This window comes from Pseudomonas marincola (assembly GCF_900116605.1).
Lineage (GTDB): Bacteria > Pseudomonadota > Gammaproteobacteria > Pseudomonadales > Pseudomonadaceae > Aquipseudomonas > Aquipseudomonas marincola.
Genome location: NZ_FPBC01000022.1, coordinates 35,265 through 53,381, shown reverse-complemented (window position 1 = coordinate 53,381; position 18,117 = coordinate 35,265). Strand labels below are relative to the sequence as shown.

Below are 18,117 nucleotides of genomic sequence, written 5' to 3'. Positions count from 1 at the left end.
CGTCGGCGAAGGTCATCTGCTTCATCGGAAAACTCGGCGGGTGGAGTCCGGGCATTTTGCCAAAATAAGGAAGTCTTCTTCAGAGTTTCCTTAGCTATATGACTCATTGATTTGGGAGGCATTACTGCAATGCCTCCCAGCATGACCTGTGCGTGTACTGCTTTACAGCTTGGACAACAGAAAATTCATGCCACGCCGAAACGACTATACCCAGCAAGCTCGAAATGAGATTGGTGCAAACCTACGTGCTGCGCTGACGCGCCGCTCATATCACGCCAAAGGTACAACAGCGGTACAGCGCCCAGCTTTTGCAGATTTCGCAAAATTACGCTTAACCCGCTCTACAGCGCTACTTCCAGCTCACTGTACCTGCGCTAAGCTACGCCCGATTTCACTGGGCTTGCAGCGTTTCTAGGCAACTAATAATCCTTTGTTCCACGGTTCTAGTCCGTGTAGGCCCAAAAGCAACACAAAGCAACACAACCCAAACGACCAGCCTAAGCGCTGGTCGTTTTCGTTACCCCAAAACATCCCCATCCCAATTCCCCCCCCCAACAACCTTTCGTCCCATTTCCAGACGCACACTCGCCACTAGATATGTAAAATCGCCGGCTTTGTTAAAAGCTGGAGATGTAACGTTGGCTATTCACTACTCGCCCTCCCCTGACGCTGTGGCTTGCGGCCGCACGGGTTCTAGCCTGAGCACTACCGGGGAAAAGGAGCAGGTTTCCTGCAAGCTTTGCCTGCGTTCTATTGAGAAGGAAGCGGCGCCTGCCGTGGCCCGCAGAACGCCTACGCTGGCTGAGTTGCGTGCGGCAGCCAAAGCTGAGAAAGCGGCGGCGGAACAGGTTAAGGCCAAGCCTGCGATGAGCGTTAAGGCTGCATGGCAACAGCGCCTGCAGGAGCTGCCGGGGCGTAATCGTCTGCCGCGTGGTGCTGCGCGCCAGAACTTCGTTTGATTTGATGTCTAAACGCGCTGTGGGGTTGTGCAATCGTTGATTGCCATTGCACAACCCCACAACCTTGCTGCAAAGCACCAACGGCTAGCGTTCAGCCGTGCTCTGTTGCTAGGCGTTCGTAGCTTGATCCTGCAATATCCACTCGGCTGCACGTTCGGCGATCATGATGGTTGGCGCGTTGGTGTTGCCGCCGATCAGCGTTGGCATCACCGAGGCGTCGACCACGCGCAGGCCTTGAATGCCGTGCACACGCAGTTTGCTGTCGACCACGGCCATTTCATCTGAACCCATTTTGCAGGTGCCTACCGGGTGGTAGATGGTGTCTGTGCGATCACGAATCAGCTTGATCAGTTGTTCGTCCTGATCCTGATTGATGCCGTACATTTCCTTTAGCTGCAGATGCGCCATCGGCGACTGGGCGATGATTTCGCGGGTCATCCTGAAACCCTTGAGCATGGTCTCGACGTCGTGATCGTCACCGAGGATATTCGGGTCGATACGCGGCGCGTCTTTCGGGTCTGGCGAATTCAGGCCCATGCTGCCGACGCTCTTCGGCCGCAATACGCAGATGTGTGCGCTGAAACCATGGCCCCAATGCAGCTTGCGGTTGTGGTTATCAATCAAGCCCACCACCGAATGCAGCTGGATATCGGGGCGGTCGAGGGTGGCGTCGGTTTTCAGGAAGGCGCCGGCTTCGGCAAGGTTGCTCGCCAATGGGCCTTTCTTGGTTCGGCTGTAGTCGTAAAGGTCTTTGGTCAGGCGTGGCGAAGCCCGCAGAGAGACGCCCATGAGTGAGCGGTCGGTGCTCTTGTAGCACTGCACCACATCGGGGTGATCCTTGAGGTTTTCGCCAACGCCCGGCAGTTCATGCTGGACCGGAATACCGTGCTTTTTCAGTTCGGCTTCCGGGCCGATACCCGAAAGCATCATCAGTTGCGGCGTGCCGAACACGCCACCGCAGAGCAATACCTCTTTGCGCGCGCTGATTATTTGTCGATTGCCTTTAACGCTCAGTTCGATACCCACTGCCTGCTTGCCTTGCAGCAGGACTCGTTCAGCCAGCGCACCGCTGATTACGGTCAGGTTTTTGCGCGCTTCACGCACCGGCTTGAGGAATGCGGTGGCTGCGCTCCAGCGACGGCCGTCGCGGATGTTGACGTCGAAGTAACCAACGCCTTCCTGTTCTTTGCCATTGAAGTCGGCATTGAAGGAGTGGCCGGCATCGGTGCCGGCTTTGACGAAGTCGTGCGTGGCTTGTTGCACATCGGCGCGGCCCACATACAGCTCACCGCCGGCGCCGTGATACTCACACTCGCCGCCGTAGTAGTTTTCACTTTTGCGGAAATACGGCAGCACATCATCGTAAGACCAGCCTTCATTGCCCAGGGCATGCCAGTCATCGAAGTCGGTTTTATGGCCACGGATGTAGATCATGCCGTTGATCGAGCTGCTGCCGCCCAGCGTCTTGCCACGCGGCTGATAGCCCAGACGACCATTGAGGCCCGGCTGCGGGACGGTATTGAAGGCCCAGTTGACATGCTTGGTCGGCAGGATGACTGCGATCCCGGCTGGCATGTGGATAAACGGAGAGGAGTCTTGTGGTCCGGCTTCGAGCAGGCAAACGCTAACGGCGGGATCGGCACTCAGGCGGTTGGCAAGTACGCAGCCAGCCGAGCCGGCACCTACGATGATGTAATCGAATGTCATCTGGCACTCCAATTGTTATTGTTTTATGCGCCATCGAACGCGACGCGAAAGCTACAGGTTCGATTTTCATCATTCAGTCTAGGTAATTATTGATCTTTGATGACTTTTATTTGATCTTTGGAACCATGACCGCACTGATCAGAACCACCTCATTCATCGGCTTTCGCGAATTGACCCGCGAACTGGGCGGCGACGCCGATGCAATGCTCGATCGCTTCCACATCAACCCCGCGCTGCTGGATGATGAAGACGCGCGCCTGCCGCTCAGCGCGCTGGTTGGCTTGCTTGAGCATGCCGCTAACAGCCTCGATTGCCCGGACTTTGGCCTGCGCATGGCCAAATATCAGGACATGCAAATTCTCGGGCCCATCGCGGTAATCGCCCTGAGCTGCGCCACTGTTGGTCAGGCGCTCACGGATATTGTGCGGTTTATCAGTTATCACAGCCCCGGCATCGAGCTTGAACTGAACACCCGCGATTCGCAGTTAACCCAATGGGTTATCACGCTCAATCTGCCGCAAGTTCGCTACAAGCGGCAGATGACCGAGCTGGCGTTGGGAGTGGCCTTGAATGCGATGAAGTTGTTGTGCGGCAGCAATTTCGCCCCGTATGCCGTCAGCCTGACCAGCTCCAGCACGCTGCCGCCCGCCACTTACCGGCGCTATTTCGCCAGCCGTGTCCTCACTGGCGAGGCGCACAATGCGCTGGTGATGACGGCTGAACAACTGGCCCGGCCGATTGAGCAGCAAAACTATAATCTGCACCGAACACTTGAAGATTATCTGCAGCAGCACAGCCTGCAAAACGGCTCTGATCTGGTGGCGCAGGTGAACAAGCTGATTAGCCGCTTGCTGCCCACTCATCGCTGCCGTCTGCCCACGGTAGCCGAACAACTGGGTCTGCACCCACGCGTGCTGCAGCGCCGGCTCGCGGAGCTGGATATGCATTTTGACGAGTTGCTTGAGGGCATTCGCAAGGAGCTGACTGAGCAGTATCTGGCCGAGCGGCACATGCCGATTTCGCAGATTGCCGGCCTGTTGGGTTACAGCGAACAGAGTGTGCTTAATCGGGCTTGTAAGCGTTGGTTCGGGCTAACGCCGCTGGCTTTCCGACGCAAACTGCTGAGCATGGAAGCGTCACACAATCAGCTTTAAGCGTAAAAGCTACGCCACGCTAGAGCGACGGATTTAATGAGTGCGCAGGCATTTCCGCCCCGCGATAATCGCGCCCGACCAACTGATTACGCCCGCGACTTTTGCCAAGATAAAGACGTTTGTCCGCACAACGATAAAGTTCGTTGGAGGTGCGGCCATCATGCGGCCATTCCGCCAGACCAAAAGTGGCAGACAGCGGCACGATATCTTCACCGTATTGCAAAGGCGTGCTGACGATTTGCACGCGCAACGCTTCAATCAGGTTGGCGGCACGGTCGCTGTCGGTATTGCGCAACAGCACGCCAAATTCCTCCCCGCCCAAACGGCCAACACTGTCAGTCACGCGCAGGCGCTGTTTAAGCAGCGTGCTCATGTGTCTCAAGGCCTGATCACCGGCATCGTGGCCCCAGTCATCGTTAACGCCCTTGAAGTGGTCGATGTCCATGATTACCAGTACCAGCGGCGCCTGGCTGCGCTCCGCTTCGGCAATGCTGCCATCGAGCACCTGCTGAAAACTGCCACGGCTCATTACCCCGGTTAATGCATCTGTCTGGGCGATGTGTTCAAGCTGCGCATGAGCCGCTGCGCGCAAGGTTTCGTAAATGTGCACAAAGGCAATGATCAGCAGGCCGCAGGCCACGGCGTTGCCAAGATCGATCAATCCCGCCGTATCCAAGGCCACCTTGTGTTGCTCAAAGTAGAGCACCGTCGGAATAATCATCAAAGGCGTGGAAAGCAGGAAGCCACGCGCCCGGCCCAGCAAGAGATACGACATCAGCGGAATGGTGTACACCCACACAAATGCCGCCTTGGAGGCGTCGGGCATGATAATGATGTACGTGATAAACGCCGATGTCGGGATGATGTACAGGTAGATCCAGGGCGTCATGTTGCGCACATGCACAATCCGCCATGCGCCGTATAACAGCACAGCGGTCATCACCACTTCGAGCAGCGCAAACAGGTGGTTGCCGGCCAGAAACTGCAACACAGAAAAGCCGCCCAGCGTGACACCCGTCGACGCCAGAATGACCCGCATCAACGTTCGTTTGCCAGTTTCAGCCAGCCCGCTATTCGAGCGTTTCTCAATACTGGAGGATGGCATCCATTTCCCTGCGCTTCGTAATCAGGAGGTCTGACAACATTGCGAACTCTGCAACGAGTCGTCAGCCCCTGAACAGCCTAACGCAACAATATAGCCTGATTACCGGCTTTTACACCGGCAATCTGAAAATACCTGACTACGGGTTCAACAATAGCTTAAACCGAGTAACCCAGCACACGCGGCAACCACAAGGCGATTTCAGGGAACACCGCTACCAGCACCAGCGCACTGCCCATGACCACGACAAACAGCAGCGCCCAGCCCACGGTTTGCTCCAGGCGGATTTTTGCCACCTCAGCAGTTACCATCAAGTTGATCGCGACTGGCGGTGTAAATTGGCCGATGGCAATGTTCATCGCCAGCAGAATACCGAACCAAACCGGGTTCCAGCCGAAGTGCTGCATCACCGGAATCAGGATCGGCATCAGAATCAGATAGATCGAGATGGCATCCAGCAGCATGCCCGCCAGCAGCACCGCGACCATGACCAGTATCAGCAACACCGTGCCGTTATCCGACAACGAAATCAGCCACTCGGCCAAATGGCGGAATGTGCCGAGCATGGTGCCGGCCCAGGCAAAAATGCCTGCCAGCGCGATAATCAGCATGACCACGCCCGAGATCACCGCTGCTTCACCACACAAGCGCCACAAACTGCGCAAGTCCAGCTCGCGGGTTAGCCACAAGCCAACCAGTACGCCGTAAGTCACACCGGCCACTGCCGCTTCGGTTGGGGTGAACAGGCCGCTGCGCAGACCACCGAGAATGATCACCGGGGCAAACAGTGCCGGTAACGCCTGCTTGAAACTTTCCCAAACCGCCGGGCGCTCGACCTCATCGGGCGACTCCCAGCCGTAATGGCGTGACAGCAACCACGCGGGCAGCAGCAAGACCAGCCCGGCGATGATTCCCGGAAACAGGCCAGCGGCAAACAGCGCGCGCAGATCTACACCGGGCACCACAATCGAGTAGAGAATCAGCGCGATTGAAGGCGGGATCAAAATCGCGGTGGAGGCCGACGCCGCAATCAGCGTTGCCGAGAAGGGTTTGGGGTAGCCGGCCTTGGTCATGCTGGGCAGCATCACCATCGCCACCGCCGCCGCATCCGCCGGGCCGGAACCACTCATGCCGCCCATGATCAGGCACACGAGAATCGCTACCAGCGCTAAGCCACCGTGACGCGGGCCGATCAGCGCTTGGGCAAAGCGCACCAAGCGCAGCGCAACACCGGCTTTTTCAAACACCAAGCCGGTGAGGATGAACAGCGGAATGGCGATCAGCGGGTATTTGGCCACGCCGTTGTAGGTATTGGTGCCGAGTGTTGCGAGCATGTCCGGTGACAGCCCGGCGATGATGCCAATAGCACCCGACAATCCCAGCGCGAAAGCCACCGGCACACCCAGTATCAGCAGCGCCAGAAAGCTCAGAATCAACCACATATCAGGGCTCATCGCTGATCCTCCCGCGCAGACGGTCGAGGCTCATTTGAGTCACCCGCCACAGCATCAACAGGCCGAGCAACGGCAGCCAGATTACGTACCACCAGTTAGGCAACCCCAAGCCCGGTGACTCGGAGTCCCATTGGAATTCTTCCCAGGCGAATTGACCGCCATAAGCAACCACCAGGCCGAGCACCAGCACAGCTGCCAGCCATTGCACGATGATTAGCGGCGTGCGCAGACGCGGAAACATCCGCTCCAGCATGCCGATGCGAATGTGGCGGTTACTGCGCAGCGCAACCGATGCGCCGGCAAAGGTCAGGATAACCAGCAGGAACACGGAAAACTCTTCGGTAAACGCAAAAGATGCATTGGTGAAGTAACGCACCACCACGTTGGCCAGGCTGATCAGGCTAATGATCACCAGCGCCAAGGTAGCCAGCGCACGCTCGAAGCGCGCGTCCGGTTGTTTTTTCATAAAGACCTCAAACAACCGCAAGCCCGGAGGCTTGCGGGTAAAACTCGATCATGGGGACGTATCGCAGGGCGCCGCAAACTGCGCCCCGCACAAGCGTTATTGGGCGATTGCCGCTTCAGCAGCCTTGATCAGATCAGCACCGATTTTCGGCGCCCATTGTTCATGCACGCTGCGGGTTGCCTCGACAAATGCCTGACGCTCTTCGGCGCTCAGCTCGACGGTTTCTACACCGCGCTCACGGATATCAGCCAGCCGCTTGGCTTGCTGGCCACGCGACAGTTCGGTTTCCCACTTACCGGCGTCCAGTGCAGCCTGGCGCAGCAGTTCGCGGTCTTCTTCCGGCAGGGTTTTCCACACGCGCTGGTTAACCGCGAAGATCAGCGGGTCGGCCATGTAGTGCCAAAGGGTCAGGTACTTCTGGCCGACTTGATCGACACGGGCAACGTCGAATACCGAGATCGGATTTTCCTGGCCATCTACTGCGCCAGTGGTGAGAGCCGGTTTGGCATCAGACCAGCTCATCTGCGTCGGGTTGGCGCCCAGTGCAGTGAAGGTGTCCTGGAACAATGGCGAGCCGACCACGCGAATTTTCAGGCCTGCCAGATCGGCCGGAGTGCGCAGCGGCTTGACCGAGTTGGACAGCTCACGGAAGCCATTCTCGCCCCACGCCAGCGGCACGATGCCGCGCGACTCAATAGCGCTGAACGACAGCTTGCCCGCTTCGCCCTGAGTCAGCGCATCGAGGTCTTTGTCGTCTTTCATCAGGAACGGCAGTGAGAACAGGTTGAGTTCTGGCACTTGCGGCGACCAGTTGATGGTCGAGCCGACAGCCATATCAATCAGGCCAGAACGCATGGCCGAGAATTCTTTGGTTTGGTCGCCCGCTACCAACTGGGCATTGGGATACACGCGCAGGGTAATACGACCCTCGGAGCGCTCGGCGACCAGATCAGCCCACTTCTGCGCTGCCTGCCCCCACGGGAAAGCGTCCGACAGAACGGTCGAAACCGAGTATTCGCGAGCTTGCGCGGAAACGGCAAGGGTTAAAGCGGCAGCAGAAGCCAGCAAGGTGAAGCAACGGGTGAATTTCATGGGACGTCCTTGGATGGATCGAGACTTTTTAATTTTTTGAATGCACGAACGTCAGCCATGTGGGCTGTGCACGGCAGATCCAGCAGCGCGCGGATAGCTCGCCAACGTGTGTCAGATAGACACCATGAGGGAGTGACGCGATAGGCGTCGACGCTTGCAGTTGGCCTTTTGAGCCTCGCGCAGGCGGATAGCCGGCTAACTATCTCAAAACAATGGCATAAACGCCATTAGCGCAAAGCATGAGAAGACCAATTGCATCAGGCTACGCCCGCGCCTTGCTGCGGGTCGGCTCAGATGCCCATAATCGCCCCACCCTCAATCCGGAAACCTTTCAGGCATGGCTATCTCGCACGGCGACCTCGACCAGAACGGGCTGATTATCGGCGTATCGCAGGAGCGTTTTCGCTCGGTGGCCATGCCGCTGCTGTTTGATCACCTGAATGCTCAATGCGAGGGCACCATTGCGGTCAACCGGCAGGCACGGATTGTCTGGATCAACGATAAATACGCCGCCAAGGTCGGCATCAGCGATCCGCGCAGCGTACTCGGTAAAGAGATTGAAGCGGTGCTGCCCGCCAGTCGCTTGCGCGAAGTGGTCGAGAGCGGCCAACCGAGCATGCTCGATCTGATGGCGTTTGGCAGCGAGCATTTTGTGGTTACGCGCATTCCGCTGAGTGACGAAGACGGCACCGTGGTCGGCGCGCTCGGCTTTGTGTTGTTCGATCAGGCGCGACATCTGAAACCCTTGATGGCCAAGTTCAATGTTTTGCAGAGCCAGTTGCTGGCGACTCAGAACGAACTCGCCAAAGCCCGCCGGGCGCGCTACACCATCGCCGGATTTATCGGCTCCAGCGCACCGGCCAGCGAGGTCAAACGTCAGGCCAGACGCGCCGCGCAGCTTGAATCCACAGTACTGGTGCGCGGCGAAACCGGCACCGGCAAAGAGTTGCTGGCGCAGGGTATCCACAACCTGTCGCCGCGTGCCAACGGCCCATTCGTGGCGGTGAACGTGGCTGCCATTCCGGAAACGCTGGTGGAAGCCGAGTTGTTCGGTACAGCGCCTGGCGCGTATACCGGCGCTGACCGCAAGGGCCGCATCGGCAAGTTTGAAGTCGCCAACGGCGGCACCTTGTTCCTCGATGAAATCGGCGATCTGCCGCTGCCTTTGCAAGCCAAGCTGCTGCGCGTGCTGCAGGAGCAAGAGATTGAGCCACTCGGCTCGAATCAGGTGAAACCGCTCAATGTACGGGTGATTGCCGCCACTCACATTGACCTGGAAGCCAAGGTCGCGGCTGGCCAGTTCCGTGACGACTTGTATTACCGCCTCAATGTGCTCGGCCTGAGAGTGCCTCCATTGCGCGAGCGCCGTGAAGATATTCCGGCGCTGGTTGAACACCTGCTGGACGACATTGCCAATCGCTCGGCTCAGGCGCCGATGGAGCTGACCGAAGAGGCACTGAAACTGTTAGGCGAGCAACCGTGGAGCGGTAACGTGCGTGAATTGCGCAACCTGCTAGAACGCGTGCAATTGGCAACCGAAGGCAGCGTGCTCGACGTCGCGCTGATTCAGCCATTATTGCGCGGCGCGGCGCCAGCATCTCCAGCGCCAGCTGTTGCGGCGGATACCCAGCAGCCGATACCGGAGCTTGCCACCAGCATGGCTCACGCCGAACTGGCTGCGCTTAAAACAGCGCTGCGAGCCTGTGACGGTAATCGCCGGCAAACCGCAATCCGTCTGGGGATTTCACGGGCAAGCCTGTACAACAAGTTGCAGCAACACGGCCTAAGCGAGCGCGACGCTTAACGAAAGTCCACTGCGCACATGTCCAAATTACTGGACACAAAAACGACAGATCCTTCCAAAAAATCATACATGTCCAATTTTTTGGGCATACCGCGACATATCAAAACCCTCGCCAAATCGCCCCGCGCAATCGCCTGATGGGCTGTAAGTCACGACCCGCCTGCCATGCAGGCCCGTCCGACTAAGGTCTTACGACAACTGGCACACCTTTCGCTCTATCACGCCAATGCTGCGCGCTGCTGACTGCGCGTAGCGCTACCCGGCGCGCCAAAGAGCACGACCTCAATAACAACAAAAGGAATTTACGATGGGTACCCTTGGTATTCTGATTTCCCTCGCACTGCTGATGTACCTCGCGTATCGCGGCATTAACGTGCTGATACTCGCTCCCCTTCTTGCGCTGCTCGCCCTGCTGTTCTCCGGCGAAGTGGCCATGCTGCTGCCCACGTACACCCAAGTGTTCATGAAAGCCATGGGCGGCTATGTCATCCAGTTCTTCCCGCTGTTTTTGCTCGGCGCATTGTTCGGCAAACTCATGGATGACTCCGGCTCTGCCCGCGCCATCGCCCACGGCATCGTTGCCAAGTTGGGCAGTGAGCGGGCGATTCTGGCGATTGTGCTGGCGTGCGGCATTCTCACCTACGGCGGCGTTTCGCTGTTTGTAGTGGCCTTTGCGGTGTACCCGATTGGCGCAGCGTTGTTTCGCGAAGCCGATATTCCCAAGCGCCTGATCCCCGGCGCGATTGCGCTGGGTTCGTTCACTTTCACCATGACCGCCCTGCCCGGCACGCCGGCCATTCAGAACGCGATTCCCAACCCTTTCTTCGGCACCGATGCCTTCGCAGCGCCCGGCCTTGGCATCATCGCGGGCCTGATCATGTTCGGCCTTGGTTCATGGTGGCTCACCAGCCAGGCACGCAAACTGAAAGCGGCTGGCGAAGGCTACGGCGACCACCGCGAAGACCCAATCGAACAGGACTACAGCCACACTCCCGGCTTCTGGTTGGCGCTGCTGCCGATTCTGATCGTGATCGGCCTCAACTATGTAATGGCCAAGCAAATCCTGCCGGGTATCGACGCCAGCTATCTGGCCAAGCCTGAATTTGGCGGCCTGGCTGATGCCAAATCACTGATCGGCATCTGGTCGATCATTGTTGCGTTGGCGTCGGCCATCGTCTTGCTGATCGTCATGCACTGGCGTCGTTGGATGGACCTGAAGAAAACCGTCAACGATGGTGCTTTCGGCTCCATGTTGCCGATTCTCAATACCGCCGCCGAAGTCGGTTACGGCACCGTCATCGCCTCATTGGCGGGCTTTGTGGTTATCCGCGATCTGGTGCTGGGTGTGTCGGATAACCCGCTGATCTCGGAAGCGGTGGCGGTGAATATTCTCGCGGGTATTACCGGCTCGGCTTCGGGCGGCATGTCGATTGCGCTGAAAACCCTCGGCGAGCAATACATGACACTGGCCACCACGGCCGGCATCAGCCCCGAACTGTTGCACCGCGTCGCAGCAATGGCCTCTGGCTGCATGGATACCCTGCCGCATAACGGCGCGGTTATCTCGCTGCTGGCCATTTGCAAACTCACGCACCGTGAGTCGTACAAGTTTATTTTCGTCAACACCGTGGCCTTCCCAATGATGGCTCTGGCGGTGGTGATTGCCCTCGGAACACTGTTCGGTAGCTTCTGACCCGAGGCGACAAACGTGGCGCTTTCGACTTGCTGCCTGCCTCTGCGTGCAGCGCCAGCAAGTCCTTAGCGCTGCGCAGTTCCGTTATTGCGTATTGATTTGAGTAAAACCGCATGAGCAAAATCATGACGGCCGCCGCTGCGGTGGCCCGCATACAGGACAACAGCAACGTCGCCACCGGCGGTTTTGTAGGCATTGGCTTTGCCGAGGAAATCGCCGTGGCGCTGGAGCAACGCTTCATGGCCCAACAAGCCCCGCGCGACCTGACGCTGGTGTACGCCGCCGGTCAAGGCGATGGCAAACAGCGCGGGCTGAATCATCTGGCCCATGAAGGTTTAGTGCGCCGCGTGATCGGCGGCCATTGGGGATTGGTGCCCGGCTTGCAGAAGTTGGCTGTGGATAACCTGATCGAAGCCTATAACTTGCCGCAAGGAGTTATCTCTCAACTGTTTCGCGATATCGCGGCGGGCAAACCGGGGCAACTGTCCAAGGTCGGTCTGGGCACCTTTGTTGACCCGCTGTTTGGCGGCGGCAAGTTGAACGCCAGAACCACAGTGGATCTGGTGCGGCGCATGCCGATAGATGATCAGGACTATCTGTTCTATCCGGCGCTGCCGATCAACGTTGGCATCATTCGCGCCACCAGCGCCGATGCCGACGGCAACCTGAGCATGGAGCGCGAAGCGCTGACAATCGAAAGCCTGGCCATCGCCATGGCCGCGCATAACAGCGGCGGTTTGGTGATCGCGCAGGTCGAACGGATTGTCGAGCGCGGCTCGCTGAATCCGCGCGACGTTAAAATCCCCGGCATTCTGGTCGACTGCATTGTTGTTGCCGACCCCGAAAACCATCAGCAAACCTTTGCCACCGGTTACAACCCGGCCTTCTCTGCCGAAACGCGGGTGGCAATGGACAGCCTGGCGCCGCTGCCGCTCGATGTGCGCAAGCTGATCGCCCGCCGCGCCGCGCTGGAGCTTAAGGCCAACTCGGTGGTTAATCTGGGCATCGGCATGCCGGAAGGTGTGGCTGCAGTTGCCGCCGAAGAAGGCGTGAGTGATTTACTCACACTCACGGCAGAGCCCGGCGTGATCGGCGGCGTACCGGCATCTGGGCTGGACTTCGGCGCGGCGAGCAATCACAGCGCCTTGATCGACCAACCCTATCAGTTCGATTTTTACGACGGCGGCGGGTTGGATCTGGCCGTACTCGGGCTGGCGCAGGCCGATGCAGCGGGCAACCTGAACGTCTCGAAGTTTGGCAGTCGGCTGGCAGGCGCGGGCGGTTTTATCAACATCAGCCAGAACGCCAAGCAGGTGGTTTTCGCCGGTACATTCAGCGCTGGCAAACAAGACATCCGTATTCACAATGGCTTGCTGCAAATCATCACAGACGGGCAAATGCGCAAGTTCGTCGGCGAAGTCGAGCACCGTACATTCGCGGGTAAACAGGCAGCAGAACGCGGCCAGCCCGTGCTGTATGTCACTGAGCGCTGCGTATTCGAACTCACCACCGAGGGACTGGAGCTGATCGAGGTGGCGCCGGGGATCGATATTCAGCGCGACATCGTTGAGCGGATGGATTTCGAACCGATCATTCGCCAGCCCAAACTGATGGATGCGCGCCTGTTCCAACCACAAGCCATGGGCTTGAGTGCGCAATTGGCGACAACGCTTTAGCGCAAGAAATCAGCGCCGCTAAGTCGGCTCACCAGCACGGCCATTGCTCTGCTGGTTTTCAGGAAAGCGCTGCTGCAGCGGCGCTTGTTCCTGACCATCAACCCACCAGTGCACGGTAGCCTCGACGCTGCGATCTGCGCTGGTACCCATGCGATTAAGTATCGGACACGCGCGCGTTGCGGTCGCCAGCAACGTACCGCCTTGTCGCGAGCGTTGCTTGCCCGCAGCCGACACCGTGAGTACTTCGAGATCGTAGCGCACCTGTTGGCCGTCGCCGGTGAAACACAGGCGCAGCTCCAACTGGGTTGCCGAAACCGGCTGCAGAAACAAAGAAGCCCCAGCCGGTGAGGCTGAGGCAAGGAGTAGGGACGTTAGTGCAATCGATAACACATTCGTTTCCTGCCAGAAGCCGCCCCGTTGCCGAGGCGGCTGACGGCGCTTAGTTTTGGTTGATGGTGCTCACGTTGCTCGCGCCAACCTGACCGACCATCGCGATGTTGCTGCTACCGCCCTGCGTCACGTTGCTGAGGTTAGCCGCGCCAACCTGACCCACCCAGGCCGAGTTGCCAGTGCCGGTTTGCACGATGTTGGCATCGTTACCCCAGCCGATCTGTGCAACCTGAGCGTAATGACCACCATTCTGGTCCACCGACGCGTCGTTGTTCTCACCAAGCTGACGAACAGTCGCATCGTTACCATTACCCACCTGGTCGATATCGGCCACGTTGTAATTGCCAGTTGAGAAACCATCAATCATGTTGCCGTTGCCAGACTGATCAGCAGTCAGCTCGTTACCCGTTCCATTCTGGCTGAAATACAGCTCGTTGCTGCTGCCATTCTGGTTGCCGGTCGCGTTGTTCCAGTTTCCGTCCTGGGTCAGTTCGGCAACGTTGCCTGAGCCGTTCTGAGTGGTCTTGGCAGTGTTCCAACCGCCAGTTTGATCAATCGTCGAGGCATTGCCGTTGCCGCCAAACTGATCAACTGTCGCATTGTTACCAGTCCCGTCCTGAGTCACATCAGCGATATGGTCATTACCGTTCTGAGTGGTTGTGGCCACGTTCCAGTCGCCGGACTGGCTTGTATCCGCCTGATTGCCGCTACCCGTTTGCAGAGTAGTCGCCTCGTTCCAGTTACCAGCTTGAGCAACAGTAGCGCCGTTCTCAGAACCATATTGCTTAATCGATGAAACGTTCCAGTCGCCGACCTGCTCAACCGCTGCAACGTTGAACGAGCCATCAGCCTGATACACACCAGAGGTGTTGCCAGTGCCATCTTGCGAAACGTCAGCCCGGTTGTGCTCGTTGCGCTGATCAACGGTGGAGTTGTTCCAGTCACCGGACTGAGTTACATAGCCCTCGTTCGCCTTACCTCTTTGCACGGTGTCGGCGGTGTTCCAATTGCCGTCTTGATTGATGCTGGCGATATTGTCGTTACTCTCACCCTGGCTAGTCGTCGCGGTATTACCAACGCCATTCTGGTCGATATCGGAAGTCTGACGATTGCGCGTTTGGCTAACGGTGGCCTTGTTCCAGTCGCCCGTCTGGTCGACAGTGGCAACGCTGCCGCTGCTTGGCTGGCTAATGCTTGCGGTGTTGAAGTCACCGCTCTGGTTGGCCGTAGCATTGTTGCCGTTATTGCTTTGACGCAACGAAATCAGGTTGCTGTCACCCGTTTGCTGCAGGCTCGCCACCTGGTTTGAACCCGACTGGCCGTTGCCGCTTGGTGATTTGCTGGTGCCTGCCAGAATTCTGTTGTCGTTACCGACCGAAGAAGTGGTTGCTGTGTTGCCGGTCCCGGTCTGGCCAACATAAGCCTTGTTGCGGTCGCCTTCCTGGTAGGTATTAGCCTGGTTGCTGGAGCTTGGGCTTAAACCGAGGAATCCTGAGCTGTTCTGTGTCACCAGAACATCGTTAGAGTTACCGACTTGGGTAGCGCTAGCCGAGTTGCTTGAACCCACAATTTGTTGCTGCAGCTCAGCAGTGTTGCCATTACCGTACTGATAGGTCGCGGCAGTACTGCCGGTCTGCCCTGTTTGAGTGGTAACCGCCTGGTTGCTGGTGCCTAGCTGTACTTGGCTAGCCCCTGCGCCAATCGTAAGCGTCTGAGTGACCTGCGCATCGTTGCCAGTACCACCCTGGAGTTGGAGCGCCCCTGAACCACCGGCGAGGTTTTGCTTAACAGCCGCGACGTTATCGAACCCAGCTTGCCCCTGAACAGCTAAGTTAGCGCCGCTGTTCTTTTGCGTAATGGTTGCATCGTTGCCAACACCCGCCTGCCCTTGCAGCGCGTAGTTGCTCAATGAACCGGTGGTTTGATCAACTTCGGCTTCGTTTTCAACACCCGCTTGAAGTTGCAGTGCATAGTTGTCTGCTGCCATGGCCTGGGCGCTGGAAAGTGCGATCAGTGCCGCTGCAATTGCGTTGAGCTTGAGCATGGTATTTCTCCTTTGATGCATCCGTTGCATGAGTCAAGTTAGTTGCCAATCTCAGCGGTACTGGCGTACTACGACGCTTCTGCCACTGCCGTTACCCCACTGGGTAACGCTACTTTGCAGGGCGTAACCGTCCTGCATGATCTGGGCGTTATTGCCCACACCGTTCTGTGTAATAAGTGCCTGATTGAAAGCGCCGTTCTGGATGATCAGCGCATCGTTGCCGCTACCGAATTGGATGATGCCGGCAGCGTTAGCTGCGCCTTGCTGGAGGATGTAGGCTTCCTGATCACTGCCGACCTGGACGATTCCGCCCAACAAATCAGCGCCGTTTTGCAGCATCACCGCTTGGTTGCTGCCGATCTGGGTGATCTTGCCGACGTTGCTGTAGCCCTGCTGCAATAACAGGGCTTTTTGCTCGCCAGACAATCCTGCCAGTTGCGCCGAGAGGTCCTGGCCAAGCTCTGTGCCCGCCATCAGGTCCTGGTTATCTTGCAGATCTGCAGCCATCACGGCACCGCCTGCCAAGCCAAGGCCAAGCATGGAAGCCATGAGTAATGCGTTGATCTGTGAACGGAGGGACATGGGCGTTGCTCCACTTCAATTGAGCAACATTGTTGCCGCGGTAGTGGCACACCAACATCGCCCAATCGGTGTAAAAATCCGGCCCTCGTCATACAACAGGGATTAAGCCCCCTATCCAACCGATTAATACCGAGTTGTAGCCGCGCACAATGTGTCCGCGCAATCGTGCCGCGACGCTACAGGCGCGTATTCAGGATTCAGGGAGTTGGGGTGTCAGCGAAGCCGGGTCGCTGCAGCGCTCAGCTTCACACTGCCCAGAAACCATTTGGCCCCACCCGCTGAAAGCGTACGGGGCCAAATGGTGGCGAACGGTTTAAGTCTCAGAGGCTGGTTTGCTGCTGGTCGAGAAACTTCACCAGATTGGTTTGCTCGATAGGTACGTTGTCTGCCATCACCCAAAGATTACGCTCGACACCCTGCGCAACCAGATGCGCGACTGCCGACTCAATGGCCGACAACACGCACAGCTGCGCGGGTTCATTGGTGGTGTAGCCCGCCTCTATCTCAAGCAGTTTCTTGAACTCGATAAACTTGAAGACCCCCGCGCTGCGGTCGACCGAGTAGATGGTTTTGGTCGTCATCACGTTAGATAACACCTGCCCACCGCGCACATCGACGGCACGCAAGTTCACCGTCACCTGATCAACCTGATATTTCTCGGACACTCCAATGCCCAGGTAGCGCGCGCCTTCACCACCCGTTCGCACGTTGGTGTCGTAGGCCACAATACCGCCCTCAAGAATGATGTTGGCCGCCATCAACGAAGGCAGTTGCGGCATTTGCGGGTTATTGCCGCCTTCAGACTTATTCTGCGCAGCGCGAATAATCTTGCGTTCGGTCAGCACGTTTTGCAGGCCTTCACGCTCCAGCACGCTGAACCAGCCACTGGCCTGTAATGCGTCGACCAGCATACTGCCGCCACCTTGGGTTACAGCGGTCGAAAACGAGCTTGAAGGCAGGGGTTTGTACTGGCCGGTCTGGTCGCGAAAACCATAAACGGCCGCGACCAGCTTGCCTCTCGGCTTGGGCAACTGCAGCAAGTCGTAATAGGTTGAGGCCCGGGGCGTCAGTGTCGGGGTATCGGCATCATGCTCGGCGGGCATCGGCTCGCGGACGGCACAACCTTGTAACGCAACCAGCATCAAAGCCGTCAATACGTAGCGTTTCATGTTTCAGACTTCCTTATCGGCAATTCAATAAGTGGCGTTGAGGCCGCTCACTTCAATAACTGAAACTTCACCTGTGAGCTTGTCGGTCACCTCAACACTGAGTGCGCCCGAGTCATCCACGATATTGATCAGGAAGCTGTCGGTAGACAGGCTGCCGGTGTTGCCATTACCGACATCTGTTAACAGTTGACTGAGAAGCCGTGACTGCAACTGATCGGTAAACCGATCCAGCGCGCTGGGCTGCTCATAGGAAAAGTCCGGGGTATCCGGGTCCTTGTAGTCGTTTTGCGCCTGAGCATTGCCGAGCAAGTAACTGCCATTGATCGGGTTGCCGCCAAACGAAGGGTTCACGGGTGTGTAGACCAACTCGGTTGCCGAAACCGCTGTCGAACAGCCCAGCAACACCCCCGCCGCGAGAGTCAATGTACGCCTAGTCATATTTCGTCCTTGTCCATATCAAACGTGTCATCAAAAAGTTGCTCCAACTTTTGCCGGGCAATGCCCTCCTGCACAAAGTCTGCGGCCTGATAAGCCGTCTCTTGCAGTTGCGAGGTGTTGGGCTGGAGGAAACTGCGGTAGAGCATGCGCCGCTCGAACTCGACCCAAATCAAGCTGCCCCAACGTGCAGACGGCCGCTCGACTACCACCAGATTGAAATCCATCGGGCTGGTATCGCGCAGGCGGTCAGTGAAGTGCTGGTAGAACTCGTGGCCAATTCGCGAAATGGTCTGATCCACCACGAAGCCCTTGATCTCGTCTTCCTGATTTTTGGCAACCGCATTGGCTGCCAGCAGACACGTCAGAACGAGCCATACAATCCGCATA

General features: G+C 57.8%; 16 protein-coding genes. 5 read left to right on the top strand and 11 right to left on the bottom strand.

Annotation, left to right across the window (positions count from 1 at the left end; genetic code table 11):
* Positions 1-638 precede the first annotated feature (638 nt).
* Entirely contained in the window at positions 639-959 is a 321-nt protein-coding gene (locus BM395_RS22455) for a hypothetical protein (RefSeq protein ID WP_090515795.1), read from the top strand.
* Positions 960-1,067: 108 nt separating this feature from the next.
* Here BM395_RS22455 and BM395_RS22450 read toward each other — a convergent pair whose 3' ends face one another.
* Positions 1,068-2,666 (bottom strand): GMC family oxidoreductase, encoded by a 1,599-nt coding sequence (locus BM395_RS22450; protein WP_090515793.1) that lies wholly within the window; start codon positions 2,664-2,666, stop codon positions 1,068-1,070.
* A gap of 125 nt (positions 2,667-2,791) precedes the next feature.
* Between BM395_RS22450 and BM395_RS22445 the strand changes: the two genes are divergently transcribed.
* Positions 2,792-3,820 (top strand): AraC family transcriptional regulator, encoded by a 1,029-nt coding sequence (locus tag BM395_RS22445; protein ID WP_090515797.1) that lies wholly within the window; start codon positions 2,792-2,794, stop codon positions 3,818-3,820.
* Between the two features lie 19 nt (positions 3,821-3,839).
* Here the strand turns inward: BM395_RS22445 and BM395_RS22440 are convergent, their stop codons facing one another.
* From BM395_RS22440 to BM395_RS22425, 4 genes are all read right to left on the bottom strand, one after another.
* The gene (locus tag BM395_RS22440; protein WP_090515790.1) at positions 3,840-4,925 is read right to left on the bottom strand and encodes a GGDEF domain-containing protein; all 1,086 of its coding nucleotides are present in this window, start codon (positions 4,923-4,925) and stop codon (positions 3,840-3,842) included.
* 155 nt (positions 4,926-5,080) lie between these two features.
* Entirely contained in the window at positions 5,081-6,376 is a 1,296-nt protein-coding gene (locus BM395_RS22435) for a TRAP transporter large permease (protein ID WP_069902585.1), read from the bottom strand.
* Positions 6,366-6,842: a TRAP transporter small permease gene (locus BM395_RS22430; protein WP_069902584.1), complete on the bottom strand. Its 477-nt coding sequence runs from the start codon at positions 6,840-6,842 to the stop codon at positions 6,366-6,368. Before BM395_RS22430 ends, BM395_RS22435 begins: the two co-directional genes overlap by 11 nt.
* Before the next feature lie 96 nt (positions 6,843-6,938).
* The gene (locus BM395_RS22425) at positions 6,939-7,934 is read right to left on the bottom strand and encodes a DctP family TRAP transporter solute-binding subunit (RefSeq protein ID WP_069902583.1); all 996 of its coding nucleotides are present in this window, start codon (positions 7,932-7,934) and stop codon (positions 6,939-6,941) included.
* A 337-nt stretch (positions 7,935-8,271) separates the two neighbouring features.
* Between BM395_RS22425 and BM395_RS22420 the strand changes: the two genes are divergently transcribed.
* The 3 genes from BM395_RS22420 to BM395_RS22410 all read left to right on the top strand — a co-directional run bounded on the left by BM395_RS22420 (position 8,272) and on the right by BM395_RS22410 (position 13,107).
* Complete coding sequence (locus BM395_RS22420) at positions 8,272-9,738, top strand: sigma-54 interaction domain-containing protein (RefSeq protein WP_090515788.1); 1,467 nt, start codon at positions 8,272-8,274, stop codon at positions 9,736-9,738.
* Positions 9,739-10,045: 307 nt separating this feature from the next.
* Positions 10,046-11,431, top strand: coding sequence for a GntP family permease (locus BM395_RS22415; protein WP_090515786.1), 1,386 nt, complete (start codon positions 10,046-10,048; stop codon positions 11,429-11,431).
* A gap of 113 nt (positions 11,432-11,544) precedes the next feature.
* Positions 11,545-13,107 (top strand): acyl CoA:acetate/3-ketoacid CoA transferase, encoded by a 1,563-nt coding sequence (locus BM395_RS22410; RefSeq protein ID WP_090515784.1) that lies wholly within the window; start codon positions 11,545-11,547, stop codon positions 13,105-13,107.
* A gap of 18 nt (positions 13,108-13,125) precedes the next feature.
* On the opposite strand, the gene BM395_RS22405 is transcribed toward BM395_RS22410, so the two are convergent.
* From BM395_RS22405 to csgE, 6 genes are all read right to left on the bottom strand, one after another.
* Positions 13,126-13,437, bottom strand: coding sequence for a hypothetical protein (locus tag BM395_RS22405; protein WP_090515781.1), 312 nt, complete (start codon positions 13,435-13,437; stop codon positions 13,126-13,128).
* A 109-nt stretch (positions 13,438-13,546) separates the two neighbouring features.
* Positions 13,547-15,541, bottom strand: coding sequence for a beta strand repeat-containing protein (locus BM395_RS22400; protein WP_170860640.1), 1,995 nt, complete (start codon positions 15,539-15,541; stop codon positions 13,547-13,549).
* A 51-nt stretch (positions 15,542-15,592) separates the two neighbouring features.
* The gene (locus tag BM395_RS22395; RefSeq protein WP_090515775.1) at positions 15,593-16,123 is read right to left on the bottom strand and encodes a hypothetical protein; all 531 of its coding nucleotides are present in this window, start codon (positions 16,121-16,123) and stop codon (positions 15,593-15,595) included.
* A 320-nt stretch (positions 16,124-16,443) separates the two neighbouring features.
* Entirely contained in the window at positions 16,444-17,292 is an 849-nt protein-coding gene (locus BM395_RS22390) for a CsgG/HfaB family protein (RefSeq protein ID WP_069902576.1), read from the bottom strand.
* Between the two features lie 24 nt (positions 17,293-17,316).
* Positions 17,317-17,730 (bottom strand): curli assembly protein CsgF, encoded by a 414-nt coding sequence (locus BM395_RS22385; protein ID WP_069902575.1) that lies wholly within the window; start codon positions 17,728-17,730, stop codon positions 17,317-17,319.
* The gene (gene csgE / locus BM395_RS22380) at positions 17,727-18,116 is read right to left on the bottom strand and encodes a curli production assembly/transport protein CsgE (RefSeq protein WP_090515773.1); all 390 of its coding nucleotides are present in this window, start codon (positions 18,114-18,116) and stop codon (positions 17,727-17,729) included. Before csgE ends, BM395_RS22385 begins: the two co-directional genes overlap by 4 nt.
* Between the last annotated feature and the right edge of the window lies 1 nt (position 18,117).

Excerpts from the sequence above, each read along its gene's own strand:
- BM395_RS22450 (WP_090515793.1), bottom strand. The coding sequence starts at position 2,666 with ATGACATTCGATTACATCATCGTAGGTGCCGGCTCGGCTGGCTGCGTA.
- BM395_RS22445 (WP_090515797.1), top strand. The coding sequence starts at position 2,792 with ATGACCGCACTGATCAGAACCACCTCATTCATCGGCTTTCGCGAATTG.
- BM395_RS22440 (WP_090515790.1), bottom strand. The coding sequence starts at position 4,925 with ATGCCATCCTCCAGTATTGAGAAACGCTCGAATAGCGGGCTGGCTGAA.
- BM395_RS22435 (WP_069902585.1), bottom strand. The coding sequence starts at position 6,376 with ATGAGCCCTGATATGTGGTTGATTCTGAGCTTTCTGGCGCTGCTGATA.
- BM395_RS22430 (WP_069902584.1), bottom strand. The coding sequence starts at position 6,842 with ATGAAAAAACAACCGGACGCGCGCTTCGAGCGTGCGCTGGCTACCTTG.
- BM395_RS22425 (WP_069902583.1), bottom strand. The coding sequence starts at position 7,934 with ATGAAATTCACCCGTTGCTTCACCTTGCTGGCTTCTGCTGCCGCTTTA.
- BM395_RS22420 (WP_090515788.1), top strand. The coding sequence starts at position 8,272 with ATGGCTATCTCGCACGGCGACCTCGACCAGAACGGGCTGATTATCGGC.
- BM395_RS22415 (WP_090515786.1), top strand. The coding sequence starts at position 10,046 with ATGGGTACCCTTGGTATTCTGATTTCCCTCGCACTGCTGATGTACCTC.
- BM395_RS22410 (WP_090515784.1), top strand. The coding sequence starts at position 11,545 with ATGAGCAAAATCATGACGGCCGCCGCTGCGGTGGCCCGCATACAGGAC.
- BM395_RS22400 (WP_170860640.1), bottom strand. The coding sequence starts at position 15,541 with ATGCTCAAGCTCAACGCAATTGCAGCGGCACTGATCGCACTTTCCAGC.
- BM395_RS22395 (WP_090515775.1), bottom strand. The coding sequence starts at position 16,123 with ATGTCCCTCCGTTCACAGATCAACGCATTACTCATGGCTTCCATGCTT.
- BM395_RS22390 (WP_069902576.1), bottom strand. The coding sequence starts at position 17,292 with ATGAAACGCTACGTATTGACGGCTTTGATGCTGGTTGCGTTACAAGGT.
- BM395_RS22385 (WP_069902575.1), bottom strand. The coding sequence starts at position 17,730 with ATGACTAGGCGTACATTGACTCTCGCGGCGGGGGTGTTGCTGGGCTGT.
- csgE (WP_090515773.1), bottom strand. The coding sequence starts at position 18,116 with ATGCGGATTGTATGGCTCGTTCTGACGTGTCTGCTGGCAGCCAATGCG.